The organism is Shewanella nanhaiensis (assembly GCF_019457885.1).
Taxonomy (GTDB): domain Bacteria; phylum Pseudomonadota; class Gammaproteobacteria; order Enterobacterales; family Shewanellaceae; genus Shewanella; species Shewanella nanhaiensis.
In genome coordinates, this window is the sequence record NZ_JAHZST010000003.1 from 1 (window position 1) to 15150 (window position 15150).

12 protein-coding genes are annotated in these 15150 nt (G+C 43.8%); 2 read left to right on the forward strand and 10 right to left on the reverse strand.

Annotation, left to right across the window (positions count from 1 at the left end):
• Positions 1 to 1166: 1166 nt before the first annotated feature.
• The 8 genes from K0625_RS04610 to nagB all read right to left on the reverse strand — a co-directional run bounded on the left by K0625_RS04610 (position 1167) and on the right by nagB (position 10145).
• On the reverse strand, positions 1167 to 1541 hold the full coding sequence (locus tag K0625_RS04610) for a PH domain-containing protein (RefSeq protein ID WP_220108605.1): 375 nt from the start codon (positions 1539 to 1541) through the stop codon (positions 1167 to 1169).
• Between the two features lie 138 nt (positions 1542 to 1679).
• Positions 1680 to 3605: a peptidase U32 family protein gene (locus tag K0625_RS04615; protein WP_220108606.1), complete on the reverse strand. Its 1926-nt coding sequence runs from the start codon at positions 3603 to 3605 to the stop codon at positions 1680 to 1682.
• Between the two features lie 132 nt (positions 3606 to 3737).
• Positions 3738 to 4055: a cupin domain-containing protein gene (locus K0625_RS04620; RefSeq protein WP_220108607.1), complete on the reverse strand. Its 318-nt coding sequence runs from the start codon at positions 4053 to 4055 to the stop codon at positions 3738 to 3740.
• A 39-nt stretch (positions 4056 to 4094) separates the two neighbouring features.
• Complete coding sequence (locus tag K0625_RS04625) at positions 4095 to 4775, reverse strand: nitroreductase family protein (protein WP_220108608.1); 681 nt, start codon at positions 4773 to 4775, stop codon at positions 4095 to 4097.
• Between the two features lie 162 nt (positions 4776 to 4937).
• Positions 4938 to 7085, reverse strand: a complete 2148-nt coding sequence (locus K0625_RS04630; protein WP_220108609.1) for a TonB-dependent siderophore receptor — start codon at positions 7083 to 7085, stop codon at positions 4938 to 4940.
• 191 nt (positions 7086 to 7276) lie between these two features.
• Positions 7277 to 8605, reverse strand: a complete 1329-nt coding sequence (locus tag K0625_RS04635; protein WP_220108610.1) for a diguanylate cyclase — start codon at positions 8603 to 8605, stop codon at positions 7277 to 7279.
• 97 nt (positions 8606 to 8702) lie between these two features.
• A complete protein-coding gene (locus K0625_RS04640) occupies positions 8703 to 9236 on the reverse strand; it encodes an SRPBCC family protein (protein ID WP_220108611.1) in 534 nt (177 codons plus the stop codon).
• Positions 9237 to 9350: 114 nt separating this feature from the next.
• Positions 9351 to 10145 (reverse strand): glucosamine-6-phosphate deaminase, encoded by a 795-nt coding sequence (gene nagB, locus K0625_RS04645; protein ID WP_220108612.1) that lies wholly within the window; start codon positions 10143 to 10145, stop codon positions 9351 to 9353.
• A gap of 284 nt (positions 10146 to 10429) precedes the next feature.
• Here nagB and K0625_RS04650 point away from each other — a divergent pair, with 284 nt between their 5' ends.
• Positions 10430 to 11038: a pseudouridine synthase gene (locus K0625_RS04650; RefSeq protein WP_220108613.1), complete on the forward strand. Its 609-nt coding sequence runs from the start codon at positions 10430 to 10432 to the stop codon at positions 11036 to 11038.
• 147 nt (positions 11039 to 11185) lie between these two features.
• Positions 11186 to 12271, forward strand: coding sequence for a PQQ-dependent sugar dehydrogenase (locus K0625_RS04655; protein ID WP_220108614.1), 1086 nt, complete (start codon positions 11186 to 11188; stop codon positions 12269 to 12271).
• A gap of 66 nt (positions 12272 to 12337) precedes the next feature.
• Here K0625_RS04655 and lysS read toward each other — a convergent pair whose 3' ends face one another.
• The gene (gene lysS, locus K0625_RS04660; protein WP_012323580.1) at positions 12338 to 13843 is read right to left on the reverse strand and encodes a lysine--tRNA ligase; all 1506 of its coding nucleotides are present in this window, start codon (positions 13841 to 13843) and stop codon (positions 12338 to 12340) included.
• Positions 13844 to 13907: 64 nt separating this feature from the next.
• A protein-coding gene (prfB, locus tag K0625_RS04665) for a peptide chain release factor 2 (RefSeq protein WP_220108615.1) occupies positions 13908 to 15006 on the reverse strand; the annotation gives its coding sequence in 2 pieces (ribosomal slippage) (positions 13908 to 14930 and positions 14932 to 15006; 1098 coding nt in all).
• Between the last annotated feature and the right edge of the window lie 144 nt (positions 15007 to 15150).

Sequence of the window (15150 nt, forward strand, 5' to 3'; positions counted from 1 at the left end):
TGGCACTGTAGAAGTAGGGAAAATGGCTAATCTATTGCTTCTAAAAAACAATCCCTTAGGTTCTATTGAGTCGTGGAACAGTATTGATACCGTTTTTCTGCACGGTAAACCGATATCCAGAGCAGAGCTGGTGGTGAATAAGTAACTAGAGGATACGTGGGGATTAGTCAGAGTCAGTGTCAATTTTATTTGATTACCACACATTTCCTAATCCCCCATTTTTAGACCCTAAGCACGAACTCTTTTATGTCCAAAAACGTGTTTGGTCACTCGAAGTAAAGTCGAAGAGATAAGCAGTCAGATGTGAACGCGGCTGCGACCTTCCGTGACATGGCGAGGTATCACGAAGTGATACTCTTCGAGCGAGAGTCAAGGATGCCGAACTGGCTACTAAACATGGACGTTGTTTGTTACGGTAGAGCCCACAGGGCAGAAAATGTTCCAGACATTTTTTCTGCATTTCCTCCACTGACCCATAGAAATATGGGGAATGTCTTTAAAGCGTCTGGAACGCTTAAGACCTTGGAGGTCAGATATACTTGCAACGATATCCCTATCTAAGTGCCAGTTCAGCATCCATGCTTCTCGTTCGTAAGCTTGAAGCTCTGCTTCACTCACCGTGTCGCAGAAGTGTTTGCACATTAAGGTCGTTCACTCACATCCGTGTGATCACGACATTCGTATATCCATATACAGCACCGCCGCAGGCTATAGATTAAATATGAAGTCGTGGTGGATCATAATCCAACCAAACCCGCCCAATGAGGCCAACTCAAAAAGATATTTGAAACTTGCTATCTGGCAAGTCATCAAGCTTTATCCAGAAATCAGTAATAACTGATAAAACCTCAATCGAAGAGATAAACAATCAGGTGTGAATGCGGCTATGACCTTCGACAGCACGGACGCTGTCGTAGAGGCTATAGGGATATACTTGTGCCGTGTCATAGAAGTATTTACACATTAGGCCTGCTGCAAGCAATAGATTGTAATTGTGGCTATGGTTGACAATCAACCATCAAATGCTAATTTCGCTCAATGAGCCTAACTCAAAAAGATATTTGAAACTTGCTATCTCGCAAGTCATCAACCTTGCTATCTGGCAAGTCATCAACCTGTTATCCAACAAGCCACCAAAATCTGTGGTAAAAGTTTTCTACCGAAAACTAAAGAGAAAAATTGGCTATGGTTTTCTGAATGCCAACCACGTCGGTTCCCTTCTTGAGTTCTTTTACCAGTGGCTCTTTTTGACCAGAGATCCAGAGCTTTAATTCTGAGTCCATATCGAAGCGGCCAGCAGTTTCCACCTCAAAATGGGTGATCGCTTTGTAAGGTATAGAGTGATAACTCACCTTCTTACCTGTCACTCCCTGCTTATCAATCAAGATCAATCGCTTATTTGTGAATACAAACATGTCACGAATGACTTTATAGGCAAGGTGTAACTGCTCGTTATCTCCCATTATCGGGTTTAGCTCCTCGGTTAACTCCTCTAAATTAACCTCAGAAGCGTTACCCATTAACGAATCTAATAATCCCATGCTACTTCCCTTAATGATTTAAAAAAATAACATAGCACGTTATCAGCAAAAAATGCACTTAGCAAAAGAGCGTCACTACTGGTAAATAGTCGACGCTCTTGGGGCTATCTATAATGGCTAAAGTTGCAGGCTAACTCTTTAATTCACGACTTCTCTGCCGTCGCTCTTAACCTGACGGTTGGCACCTACCACTAGCATTTCACACTTAGGGCAGTCGAAAACCAACTTCAAAACATCCTTGCCTATCTCAAGCACCATAGGCTCAGCTTTTATCCCTGGCACCTCTTTAGGGCAGAGATTAAAGTTAAAACGTAAACAGTGTTTAGTGACCATTAAGGGCACCTCCTCTGTTATACCGTTCTTCTCATAGGTATCTTCAATCTCAATCACACCATGCTGCTGATAAAAATCTTTCGATTTTTGGTTTGCCACATTAGCGAGATAACTCAGATGCTTAGTAGGATACATAGCATCTTGATTATGCTTCCAAGGCTTAGGTCTTTCATACTCATCAACGCGGGCTTTTTCAAGCGCGGCCACGGTATCACGGCGCAGTCCATTGATAACAGATGCCGGGGCAAACCAGATCTGCTCTGTCTCAATACTCACCTTTCTGGCCACAAAATCGGTACTGCCTAGTTTTGCCAACTGTTTGCGCAACTTACCGCTGGCGGACTCTTGATCGTTCGCCGGCTGCTTATCCATAGTTAAGCTCACCTCGCCTTTATGCCCATAAAGATCGGTCATGGTCATCTTGATGCCATCACTAGTATCTGCAATCACGATATCGACATCAATTGAGCGTTTAGAGGACTCTTTTGCGAGCACAGCTTCAAAGGCTTGGTCACGATTTCGGTAGATGGTCATGCCCACTTCAAGATCGCCAGGCACAGTTAACACATGCAGTTTTAGCCCCTCAGCACGGTTGACTCGCAATCCTTGTAACTTATCATCAGACTGCTTGGCTTGAGTGTAATTGGCAGGAAAATAACAGAGGCCATCACCGTTATTAAAGGTGTGCGTCGACTCCAGTTCAATAAAGTCTTTACCAAGACGCTTGACTGTCGCAACCTCTTCACCAATATATTTAGGAGAGCGGAAATCACTCACACCTTGGCTACGCTCATTCACAAAGTAATCGGTACGACCACGGTTAAATGTCTTTTCAACATTGGGAGTAAAGGTATGCAGTGAACGCCCATGGGATGACGCCTTAAGCTCTGGACGACGGGCAATGATCTTATCCAGCTCTTGACGGTAATGCGCGGTGACATTTTTCACATAGTTAATATCTTTCAGGCGCCCTTCAATCTTAAATGAGCGTACCCCCGCATCAATTAAAGCCTCAAGGTTGTCCGTCTGGTTATTATCTTTAAGGGACAACAGGTGCTCATTTTCGGCAAGCACTTCACCTTGTCGAGTCTTAAGTTCACCCGGCAAGCGACACATCTGAGAACACTCACCCCGGTTAGCACTGCGGTTACTAAAGGCATGACTTAAATTACACAAACCTGAATAGGCCACACAGAGCGCACCATGGATAAAAAACTCAAGCTGCATCTTAGTGTGCGCTGCCACTTCACGGATCTGGCTTAACCCCAACTCACGAGCGAGCACCACCTGAGAGAACCCCACCTGCTCTAAAAATACCGCTTTCTCTGCAGTGCGGTTATCCATCTGAGTACTGGCATGCAGAGCAATAGGAGGAAGGTCGAGCTGAAGCACCCCCATATCTTGGACAATAAGCGCGTCCGCTCCCGCCTCGTACACTTGCCAGATCAACTTTTCAGCACCAGCAAGTTCGTCATCCATCAAGATGGTATTGATAGCGACAAAAACCTGAGCATGGTATTTATGAGCGAAAGAACAGAGACGAGCGATATCCTCAACACTGTTACCCGCGGTTGCGCGTGCACCAAATTCAGGCCCGCCAATGTATACCGCATCGGCACCATGCAGAATCGCTTCCATACCAAACTCAGCATTTTTTGCTGGGGCAAGCAGTTCTAAACGGTTCGATATATGCGACACATCGTCAGGGGTAAAGATGGTAGCTTTGCTCATAAAAATCACTCAAAAAAGTTAATGTGTAAATTTTGGTGGGATATTATAGCAAAGAAGTGAGTGCGATTGGGGTTAGCAAATATAAATTCAGTTTAAACTAAAATGAGCCAGTAACGGCTCATTGAAGAAAGTTCAGTAATGTATTGCTAGCCATAAAGTTTCTGTCTCTTCACTCGTCCAGCTAACTCTATGTTTGCAATGGGCAGGTATATCAATATAGTCGCCAACCTTAAGGTGAATAGGCTCAACACCTTCAAACTGCAGTTTAGCCTCACCTTTTAATACCATCACCCACTCATTTCTGTCTTGATCGTACCACTGCCCTTTTGGGGTCACATGCGCCTTAGAGACAATTCGTTCAATTAAGACAGTGTTACTGCCACCAACTTGCTCAAACACCTCATGGGTCAGATCGGCAGGTAAAGATGCAAACAGGTTCTGTTTATTCACTCTTCACTCCTGCCGTATATAGAGCGTAAGTAAGCCAACTCAGATAAAGGTACAGATATCATCCAATGACTTCTTTTTACTGGCATGATCTGGAATGGATGCTCCTTCATCAGGGTAACCGGCGATAATCAACATATAGGGACGGTCCACATCATTATCTCGACCACAAACCTTACTCAAGAAAGACATAGGCTTAGGCGTATGTGTCAAAGTGCCAAGACCTGCATTGTGCAAGGCTTGTAGCAGAAAACCCGTGGCGATACCCACCGATTCATGGACATAGTAATTGGTCTTGCTCTCATCATTTTCCATGCCCCCTCGTTTTTGTGAGAAAACAGCAATCAGCCAAGGGGCACGTTCAAGATAAGACTTATTGGCATCTGTTCCCAAAGGCTTTAATGCATCAAGCCACTCTTCACCAGCTCGCCCCTCATAAAAAGAGCGCTCTAGAGCTTCGGCTTCATGGCGGATCTGCGCTTTTACCTTAGGATCACTTATCGCAACAAAATGCCAAGGTTGATGATTTGCACCGCTTGGTGCTGTTGCTGCCGTTTGGATACATTGGGCGATTATCGCCTCTGGAACCGCTCTATCGGAAAACTGACGAATACTGTGACGACGCTTAACCTCCTGATAATGAAGTTGTGCTCTGGCGAGCATCTCCTCTTCACCATACTCAACAAAATCAGTCAGGGGATGATGTGCTTCACTCTCTTTCATGGCAATCTCTGCTCCTTGCTCTCTATTTTTATCTTTTTAACCTAAACAAAAAAACAGAGAAAAACCAGTAACACTTTGTTGTTTAATTAGAAGTACAGATAAAAAATGGAACCCTAAGGTTCCATTTTTCTAATCTTCTAAAAACAGATCTAGATAAGCAAATTAGAACTTATATCTGACATTGGCCGTAATTGTTCTACGCTGTCCGTAGAAGCAATCCCCACGGGCTAAACAACTGGTAATAACGGTTTCATCAGCCAAGTTATCAATATTCAAACTCAAGTCAAAATCGCTAAACTCATAGCCAAGCATCATATCAAACAGGTGGTAAGCCTCTGTGTTTAACGCATTATGCACCTGAGTACCATCGGGCATAAAGACATCAACACTGCCATCTGAGGTTTCACCTACATATCGAAAGCCCAAACCCGCCTTAAACCCATGCCAAAATGATTGTGGACGATAGGTCACCCAAGTTGAGAGCATATGCTCCGGCATCGCAGCTAATTTAGCATCGACTTCACCCACTTTATTGGTGTGCTTCTCTGAGTCTGTATAGGCATAGCTAGCGTAGACATCTATTTCATCCCACTCAAGTTGGGCTTCAAGCTCCAATCCCTGGATCTGTACTTCACCCAACTGAAGCGTCAAATCAGGGCCCGCTGACTGTTTACGATTCTTATCCGTAATATCAAAAATAGCCGCTGTAAACAGATGTTCAGAGCCTGCGGGCTGGTATTTAATCCCTAACTCATACTGCTCCCCCTCTTGGGGTTTAAATGGCGTTCCAACCTGATTTGAGCCATAAATAGGCTGGAAAGATTGGGCATAGCTCACATAAGGTGCGATACCTGAATCAAAGCTATACATCAAACCTAATCGGCCCGTTGTCGCACTTTGATCTTGCTTACCATCTTTTGTTGTTCTCGACTCTACTCTGTCATGGCGCAGTGCACCACTGATGATAAAGTTACCAAACTTAACCGAGTCCTGCAGATAAACACCCAACTGGTTATTGTTTTCACCCGGCGTATCTGGAATATCAGCTCCAGTGGGCAGTGAAGCGAGATTAATACCATATTTCGGGTCGTAAAGATCGAGCAAACCACCAGCTCCAGGAATATAGAGTCGGTCGGTATCGGTATCGACATCTTGGTAATCGATACCAAATGTCAGATTATGCTCCACAGATCCTGTATCAAACTCAGCTTGCAAGCGTAAATCAGATGTTAACGCCTGCGCACTTGAATCACTCATGCTGACATTACGCAAAATTGAGCGGCCATCATCTTGAAACCTTGGCGGCCAGGCAAACATGGTGCGATAGGTCGCTTTACTGTCGACATAGCGGCTAGTCCAGTGAAGTGACAGATAATCATTGAGCTCCTGCTCAAGCAAGAGAGTCACCGACTTTTGTTCGGTATCATATTGATCCCAACCAGGCTCACTGACAAAACGTGAGCTGGATATCTGGCCATTGGGTGCAGGCAGCAAAGTTCCCTCATGAGGGAAGAACTGTGTGCTTGAGCCAGATTCATTTTTTTGCAAATTAGCCAGCAGCGTCAGCTTGGTGCTATCTGTCGCATACCAAGTTATTGCCGGTGCAATAAAATAACTATTATTATCGACATAATCTGTTTGCGTCTCACTGTCGCGGTATAGGCCAGTTAATCGATATAGCACCGATTCATCATCATTGAGTGAGCCAGTTACATCGCCTGCGAGTTGCTTACGATCATAATTACCAACTTGAGCCCAGATCTCACCTTGCTGCTCAGCCTCAGGACGCTTAGTTACCATATTGATGATACCGCCAGTTGAACCTTGGCCATAAAGCACTGAGGATGGCCCTTTTAAGATCTCAATCTGCTGCAACATATAAGGGTTAGTCCGGACATTATTGTAATTACCGAACATCATCTGAAGGCCATCTTGGTACTGCAGTGGAGACACGCCACGAATTTGTGCCCAATCACCACGGGTGTCGACGCCATAGGGACCGTTGTAAACTCCCGCTACATAGCCGATGGCATCCTGCACATTCTCAGCACCCAGATCGGTGATACGCTTCTCAGTTAGAACAGAGATAGATGAAGGTGTTTCTATAATGGGCATATCTGTTTTTGATGCCGATGCACTCACGTAGGAGATAAGCCCTTTACCACTGATGGTTATCACCTCCATTTCAGCTTCATCGCCCTGCTCTGCCTGTTTATCTATCTTGCTCTGCTCTGCTAAAGCGTGACCCGATAATGACACACTCAGTGCGATGAATAATGCGGGATATCTTAATTTAAAACTCTGGTCCATATTTCTGCCTCTTAACCTATATTAGGGAGCCCCTTGAGAAATGTGGCGAGACAGTAGATCAATTGATAACGATTATCAATTGTATTTACAATAGATTCATAGTTGTAATAGGTTCACAGTTGTACATAGCTGTAATGTATTCAACGCTTTTTTAGAGTAACTATGATTTATAAACAGTAGATGAAATGGGATTAGCTTAAGCTTGAGATCCGGTTACGTCCTGAGTTTTTAGCCTGATAAAGCGCCTTGTCAGCCGTTTCGAACAGCGGCTCAAAATTTCCTTCTCTGCTGGGGAGCATACTTGCGACACCTATACTCATAGTGACAATCGAGGCGGTAGAAGAAGCGGCATGGGGAATAGCAAGTGCCGTTAAACCTGCAATATCTCGCTCTAATTGAGGTAAAATCGACTCTGCAGTTCGATTAGCAACAATGACAGCAAACTCTTCGCCTCCAACTCTAGCGGTTAAGCGCTCCTCATCTGGGAGTATCTCTTTCCAAAATTCAGCCACCTTTTGCAAACACTCATCGCCTGATTGATGGCCGTAAAAGTCATTATATTTTTTAAAGTGATCAATATCCCCAAGCACTAAGGTGACAGGCTCTCCTAACTCAACAGCTCTTGTGTATAGAGCACTCGCATAATCATCATATTTACGCCTGTTTGCCAATCCGGTTAAATGATCATAATGGGATAGATTTATCAGTTTCTGATTATCTTCAATCAGCTGTTTAGCGGCCCTCTCCTGTTTATCGAGCTCGAGAGCTAATCTCACTCGAGAGCCAAAGAAGATCGTACTCAATGCCATTGGCGTATCGACAAAGCGGTTAAGTTTGTTTTGATATAGACAATAGAAAGCGAATAGAGGAAAGCTAAAGGAGATTGCCAGAATAAGTTTACCGCTAAGATTACTTATCATTATCGGTAGTAGTTCTGGAGAAACCCCAACCGCAATAAGGGGAAATAACACACCATCAAGACATATGACCAAAATAAACACAAAAGAGTAGAGCATCATCAGCTGCTTAGGGTGACTGATCCTATCCTTAACTTTAATAAAGATCTGCATCAAAATTAAAAACTCAGTGGCTATCAAAGCACCACCAAGCAATAAAACACCTAACGAGGTATCAAATAATTTAGCATCAACATTAAACGGATTTATAACTAGGGCATTTTCCAAAATATACAAGATAAAGTTAAAACCAAAAAATACGAATAGATTAATAAAAACAAGGAGTTTTATCAGATAGTTAAAGATGAGTACCTTCCGTTCCATGATAAATAACATCACGGCCGACATCATAAAGGAGCCGTAGGCTAAATTGCCCCCTGACAGGTAGATATCATCAGTCAGTTGAAACGAATAGAGGCTGCCTAATACTCCACCTATCACCAAAATGACACTCAAGTATGAGTAAAACCCAATTCGGCGCATAAGAGGATCTAGAGTCGACAGAAGCAGTGGGAAAACCGAAAAGAGAACAACATTGATAATAAACGCTACATAAATACTCATAAAAGTATAATTATCGGAGACCCCGTAACAAAAATCACATTTTATGCTATTAGTCTCCGTTATAACACTCTAATCAGCTAGCTTTAAAGCCTTTAGTCTATTTTTCCATGATCTCCTTTAAGGATACTAGACCCTGTGTGAGGTCTCTCTCTATCATGGTTTCAAAGTCCATAAAAACTAATATCAGATTCATCGGATAATCCATATGCCCCTTAAAGCCCCAAGTGACTTTGGTCGTCTCTTTAGTGATAGGCTCACAGGACATAAATGCAGGTGATACGGCTTCAAAGGGGGAGATAAAACGTAGCTCATAGCCAATACGTTTACCCTCCTCAATACTGATGATCTCCTGCTCGCCTACGCCAACTTCCTCACTCAAGCTCTCCCATGCGGAAACAAACCCAATACTGGCATCAACGCCTCGATAACTCTTAGTCATATTGGGATCTAACTTTGCCCAAACACTATAGTTATCCTGATTCTTAAGATACTTAATATAATCAAATACCTCTGCCACAGGCTTATCTATTGTGACCGAGGTTATCACCTCATAGTCTTGCTTAGTAAACAGAGCGGCAATCAAGGGGATTGCAATGAGTAAAACAATAGTCCCAAGGATCTTTCTTAGCATAAGGCTCACCATGGTTTAATAATGTATTACTTACCTAAACATCTAATGCTAGTTTTAGCAAAAAAAAGACTGCATCTGCAGTCCTTTTTAAACAGTAGGCTAAACATTTGAGTATTAACTTTTAGCTAATCTAGCCAGTAACTTCTGATTTTCAGCTTCAATATGCTTATAGAAATCACGATCAGAAAGCTTAGATGCGGCAGCCTCATCAATCACAAGTACTGCATTCTTGTGAAGCTGTAACGCAGAAGCTGGACATGAAGCCGTTAGCGCCCCTTCAACTGTCGCTAAAATGGCATCTGCTTTATTTTCACCAGTGGCTAATAAAACCACTTTTTTAGCATCTAGAATCGTGCCTATTCCCATGGTAATGGACAGATGTGGCTGGTACTCATCCTCTTTAAAGAAGCGTGCATTGTCCTCGATGGTCGCCTTAGTCAAGGTCTTAACTCGTGTTCTGGACATCAATCCAGACGAGGGTTCATTAAAACCAATATGGCCATTTCGGCCAATACCAAGCAGTTGAATATCGATACCACCAGCAGCTTGGATCTGCTCTTCATAGCCATCACAAGCTTGGATTGGGTTTTCGGCATCCCCTGGGGGGACATGGGTGTTGGCTTTATCGATATCGATATGGTCGAAAAGCTGCTCATTCATGAAGTAACGATAACTTTGTGGATGGGTTCCCGCCAAACCTAAATACTCATCTAAATTAAAGCTAGTGACCCCCTTAAATGAGATATCACCAAGCTTATTCGCTTCTATTAAGCCTTGATAAAGAGATACGGGCGTCGACCCCGTTGCTAAGCCTAGCACTGAGTCTGGTTTGCTCTGCAACTGCTTTTTAAAAATGTTCGCGCCATATTCGGCAACTTCAGCACTGTTTTTTAAGATGACGATTTGCATTATATAGACTCGCTTTAACTTAGAGCTCTGCTCAATAAGATTGAATAACCTATCATTAGCCAGCTCAACCTCACATTGAGTATAACTATTGCCTATCCCTTACTATCAATTTCAACGAGTGAAAAACAGGTATAGGTTAATCTAGGTGTTTTGTAACATTACTATAACGCCAAATGACAACGCTGTCATTTATTTATTATTAGGTTTAACTACCCCCAATAATATCGTGTTCACTTTATGCAGTATAATGCCAGATCTCTTTGACCAAATGATGACACTAAGCCATGTCTGACGATGCCACTCAAGCTAACTCCTCAAATATAGAGGAGCATCATCACTTCAAAATTTTTAAGCCCTACGGTTTTCTCAGTCAATTTGTACCGGAAACCAGAAAGCGTAAAAAACTCCTCGCAGAGTTAGCTGACTTTCCAAAGGGAACTATGGCTATTGGCAGATTAGATCATGACTCAGAAGGGCTACTTTTACTCACCACCGACGGCATGGTCAGCCATCAGGTGCGCAGCAAAAAAGTTGAGAAAGAGTATTATGTTCAGCTTGATGGCGATATCACCGATGATGCCATTACTCAGCTTCAAAATGGTGTTGAAATAGGGATCAAGGGAGATAAGTATCTCACTCTACCTTGCAGGGTATTTAAGTTAGCCTCAGAGCCCAATTTGCCTACAAATGGACGAAAAGTGAGAGATCTTCGCCACGGACCTATGAGCTGGATATCCATCACCATAAGCGAAGGGAAAAACCGACAAATACGCAAGATGACCGCAGCTGCAGGCTTTCCAACCTTAAGGTTAGTCCGAGTTCGCATTGGTAATATCGACATTAATGGGATGCAGGCAGGTGACGTGCTCCCTCTCTCCTCTCCCTTTGACTAAGCTATCCAAACAGAGCTTTCCCGCTTCGAAATGAAAAATCCTGTGACACTTCAAAGCTGCCAGCTGCTTGTTCAACAGCGCAGCTTCAAGTAGGTTAAGAGAACTAATGCCAATGAGTATTAATATCAGGCCATGGAGTGCAACTTGATGAGATCACTATTAATCCCAATCGCTATCCTCTTTTCCAATATCTGCCACTCGCTTCCTTTAGAGAAGATCACCCTCCCCCCAGATTTTAAGATAGAGCTTTACGCAGAAGGCGTTGATAATGCCCGGCAGATGGCTTTAGGCGATAAAGGCACTCTGTTTGTGGGAAGTCGTAAGGAGGGGAAGGTTTATGCCTTAATAGACAATGATGGGGATTATAAAGCCGATAAGGTTATTGATATCGCAAGTAAGCTCTTTATGCCCTCCGGTATCGCTTATCACCAAGGTGCCCTCTATGTGGCAGAGGTCGATAAAATATGGCGCTATCCCAATATAGAGGCCTCACTACCTAGCGTACCGACGCCGGAGCTTGTATATAATAAGCTTCCTAATAAATCCCACCATGGCTGGAAATTTATCGCATTCAGTCCCGATGGTAAGCTCTATATTCCCGTCGGTGCTCCCTGTAATGTGTGCGAGAGTGAACTCCCTTTTGCCACGATCCTAAAACTAGACACAGTGACAAAAAACAGCAAAATTGTCGCGACTGGCGTCAGAAACAGTGTCGGCTTTGATTTTCACCCTAAAACAGGGGATTTATGGTTTACCGATAATGGCAGAGATATGATGGGAGATGATCTTCCCGATGATGAGCTCAACCATGTGTCGAAAGAGGGACAGTTCTTCGGCTTCCCCTATATCCATAATGACGATATTTACGATCCCAAATTTAACTCCCCAGAGAAAGCCAAACACAATCGCAAACCCGCACTAAAGCTAGGTGCCCATGTGGCCGCTCTAGGTATGGAGTTTTACCAAGGAAAGCAGTTCCCAGCTGAGTATCAAAACAATATCTTTATCGCCGAACATGGCTCCTGGAATCGAAGTAAAAAGGTGGGTTACCGCATCGTCCGGGTGGTGCTTGAAGGCGACAAAGTCATAAACTCAGAGGTGTTTGCATCGGGCTGGCTACAGGGAGAGGAGAGCTGGGGTCGCCCCGTTGCTGTGCTTACTTTGCCTGATGGATCTTTGTTAGTATCCGATGATGCAGCAGATGCTATCTACCGGATTAGCTATAAAAAGTAAGCCATTAAAAAAACCAGCCGTGCGGCTGGTTTTTAAATTCAATGCTCGTTAATACAAAGCCAATGATTAAGCTTGTGGGCGCATCGCTGGGAACAGGATCACGTCACGAATGGTGTGTGTATTGGTAAACAACATCACTAGACGATCGATACCGATACCTTGACCTGCTGTTGGTGGTAAGCCGTGCTCAAGTGCAGTAATGTAGTCTGCATCGTAGAACATAGCTTCATCATCACCAGCATCTTTCGCATCAACCTGCGCTTTAAAGCGGTTATCTTGATCTTCTGCATCGTTAAGCTCAGAGAAACCGTTTGCCACTTCACGGCCGCCGATAAAGAACTCAAAACGATCTGTGATGAAATGGTTATCATCGTTACGACGTGCAAGCGGAGAGATATCTGCTGGGTAACCAGTAATGAAAGTTGGCTGCATCAGTTGAGTTTCTGCAGTCTCACCGAAGATCTCTTCAAGTAGCTGACCACAGGTCCAGAACTTCTCAATGGTCATGCCTAAGCTCTTAGCCAAGTCACGCATAAACTCAACATCTTTAACCTCTTCATAGGTCATAGACTGGATTGTTGCATTATCTGGGTTGTACTTCTTGATTGCATCTAACATGCTCAGACGCGCGTATGGGCCGCCAAAATCAACAGTATGCTCACCGTATGGAAGCTGTGGAGAACCACAAAGCTCAGTGGCAATAGAGCTTAGCATCTCTTCAGTCAGATCCATCAGATCATTGAAATCTGCATAAGCCATATAGAATTCCATCATAGTGAATTCTGGGTTATGACGAGGTGATAGACCCTCGTTACGGAAGTTACGGTTGATCTCGAACACTCGCTCAAAACCACCTACAACCAAACGCTTCAGGTAAAGCTCAGGTGCGATACGCAGATACATAGCGATATCAAGAGCATTGTGGTGAGTTTCGAAAGGACGAGCCGAAGCGCCACCAGGAATGCTGTGCATCATAGGCGTTTCAACTTCCATAAACTCTTTTTTTACCATAAAGTTACGGATAGCAGAAACCACTTTAGAGCGCATAATAAAGGCGTTGCGCGAATCTTCATTCACAATCAAGTCAACATAACGCTGACGGTAGCGAGTCTCTTGATCGGTCAAACCGTGGAACTTCTCAGGTAGTGGACGCAGTGCTTTAGTCAGCAACTGGTACTCTTCCATGTTCACATACAGATCGCCTTTACCTGATAGGTGAAGCTGACCCGTCACACCGATAATGTCACCAATATCTAGACCTTGGAATGTAGCCTTAAGATCTTTTTGAACATCTTTACCAGCATAGGCTTGAATACGTCCACTAACATCTTGGATCACCAAGAATGGACCACGTTTTGCCATGATACGACCAGCGATGCTGCGCTGGATCCCCATGCCTTCAAGCTCCTCTTTGGTATTGTTACCAAATTCAGCCTGAATATCTGCCGCTTTATGTTTACGATCGAAGTTATTTGGGTGACCATTTGCAGGGCAGTTAGCGCGAATGTGCTCAAGCTTGGCACGACGCTCTGCAATTAACTTGTTCTCATCTGGTAGTACTTGTTCAGTCATCTTCTTCTCTCGTAAATGTTACGGATCACACGTTAAAATTAATCGGCTTTATGATTAAAAAGCCTTACAAACCAGATTTTAAGCTGGCTTCAATAAACTTATCCAGATCGCCATCAAGCACGCTCTGAGTATTTCTGCTTTCGACGCCGGTGCGCAGATCTTTAATGCGTGCATCATCGAGCACGTATGAACGGATCTGGCTACCCCAGCCAATGTCTGACTTGGCATCTTCCGCCTGCTGCTTATCGGCATTTTGCTTAAGCATCTCTAACTCATAGAGTTTTGCTTTAAGTTGCTTCATCGCGGCATCACGGTTTTTATGTTGTGAGCGATCGTTTTGGCACTGTACAACAGTATTGGTTGGCACGTGAGTAATACGGATCGCAGATTCTGTTTTGTTGACATGCTGACCACCAGCCCCTGAGGCGCGATAAGTATCAATCCTCAAATCTGAAGGATTGATATCGATCTCAATCGAATCATCAATCTCTGGATACACAAACACAGAACAGAAAGAGGTATGACGCTTTCCTGAAGAGTCAAAAGGCGATTTACGCACTAAACGGTGTACACCTGTTTCGGTGCGCAACGAACCAAAGGCATATTCACCAGTAAACTTAATGGTTGCGCCTTTAATACCCGCCACATCACCATCGGTGACTTCAATAAGCTCAGGCTTATAATCATGGGCTTCACCCCAACGAAGGAACATACGCAGCACCATATTGGCCCAATCCTGAGCTTCAGTACCGCCAGAGCCTGATTGGATATCTAAGTAACAATCAGAGATATCATGGGGACCGGAGAACATACGACGGAATTCAAGCTCCTCAAGACGCTTCTCTAGCGCATCAAGCTCACTACTGGCATCAACAAATGTCTCTTCATCTTCCTCTTCAACCGCTAGTTCAACTAACCCTTCGACATCTTCAAGGCCTGAGTCCATATCATCGATAGTCTTAACCACTAGCTCTAAAGATGAACGCTCTTTACCTAACGCTTGGGCATTTTCAGGGTTATTCCAAACCTCACTGCTTTCAAGCTCGGCACTTACCTCTTCTAGACGCTCTTTCTTGGCATCATAGTCAAAGATACCTCCGGAGTAGAAGGGTGCGCTCGGCAAGGTCTTTGATTTTAAATTTAACCGGGTTTACTTCAAACATGACTCTTCTACTTAAATTTGGTTAGGCAGCTACTGCAAACCCGCTATTTTAACTCAATTGTTGCACTTCGCCTAGAGTCTCAACGTGATGAATTGCGCTTATTTCAACCTTATATTTACTTGCACTAGCTTAAGAGAGTCATAT

Coding starts and splice junctions, on each gene's coding strand:
- lysS (WP_012323580.1), bottom strand. CDS start 13,843: ATGACTGAACAAGTACTACCAGATGAGAACAAGTTAATTGCAGAGCGT.
- K0625_RS04630 (WP_220108609.1), bottom strand. CDS start 7,085: ATGGACCAGAGTTTTAAATTAAGATATCCCGCATTATTCATCGCACTG.
- K0625_RS04610 (WP_220108605.1), bottom strand. CDS start 1,541: ATGGGATTATTAGATTCGTTAATGGGTAACGCTTCTGAGGTTAATTTA.
- K0625_RS04625 (WP_220108608.1), bottom strand. CDS start 4,775: ATGAAAGAGAGTGAAGCACATCATCCCCTGACTGATTTTGTTGAGTAT.
- nagB (WP_220108612.1), bottom strand. CDS start 10,145: ATGCAAATCGTCATCTTAAAAAACAGTGCTGAAGTTGCCGAATATGGC.
- K0625_RS04635 (WP_220108610.1), bottom strand. CDS start 8,605: ATGAGTATTTATGTAGCGTTTATTATCAATGTTGTTCTCTTTTCGGTT.
- K0625_RS04640 (WP_220108611.1), bottom strand. CDS start 9,236: ATGCTAAGAAAGATCCTTGGGACTATTGTTTTACTCATTGCAATCCCC.
- K0625_RS04650 (WP_220108613.1), top strand. CDS start 10,430: ATGTCTGACGATGCCACTCAAGCTAACTCCTCAAATATAGAGGAGCAT.
- K0625_RS04615 (WP_220108606.1), bottom strand. CDS start 3,605: ATGAGCAAAGCTACCATCTTTACCCCTGACGATGTGTCGCATATATCG.
- K0625_RS04655 (WP_220108614.1), top strand. CDS start 11,186: ATGAGATCACTATTAATCCCAATCGCTATCCTCTTTTCCAATATCTGC.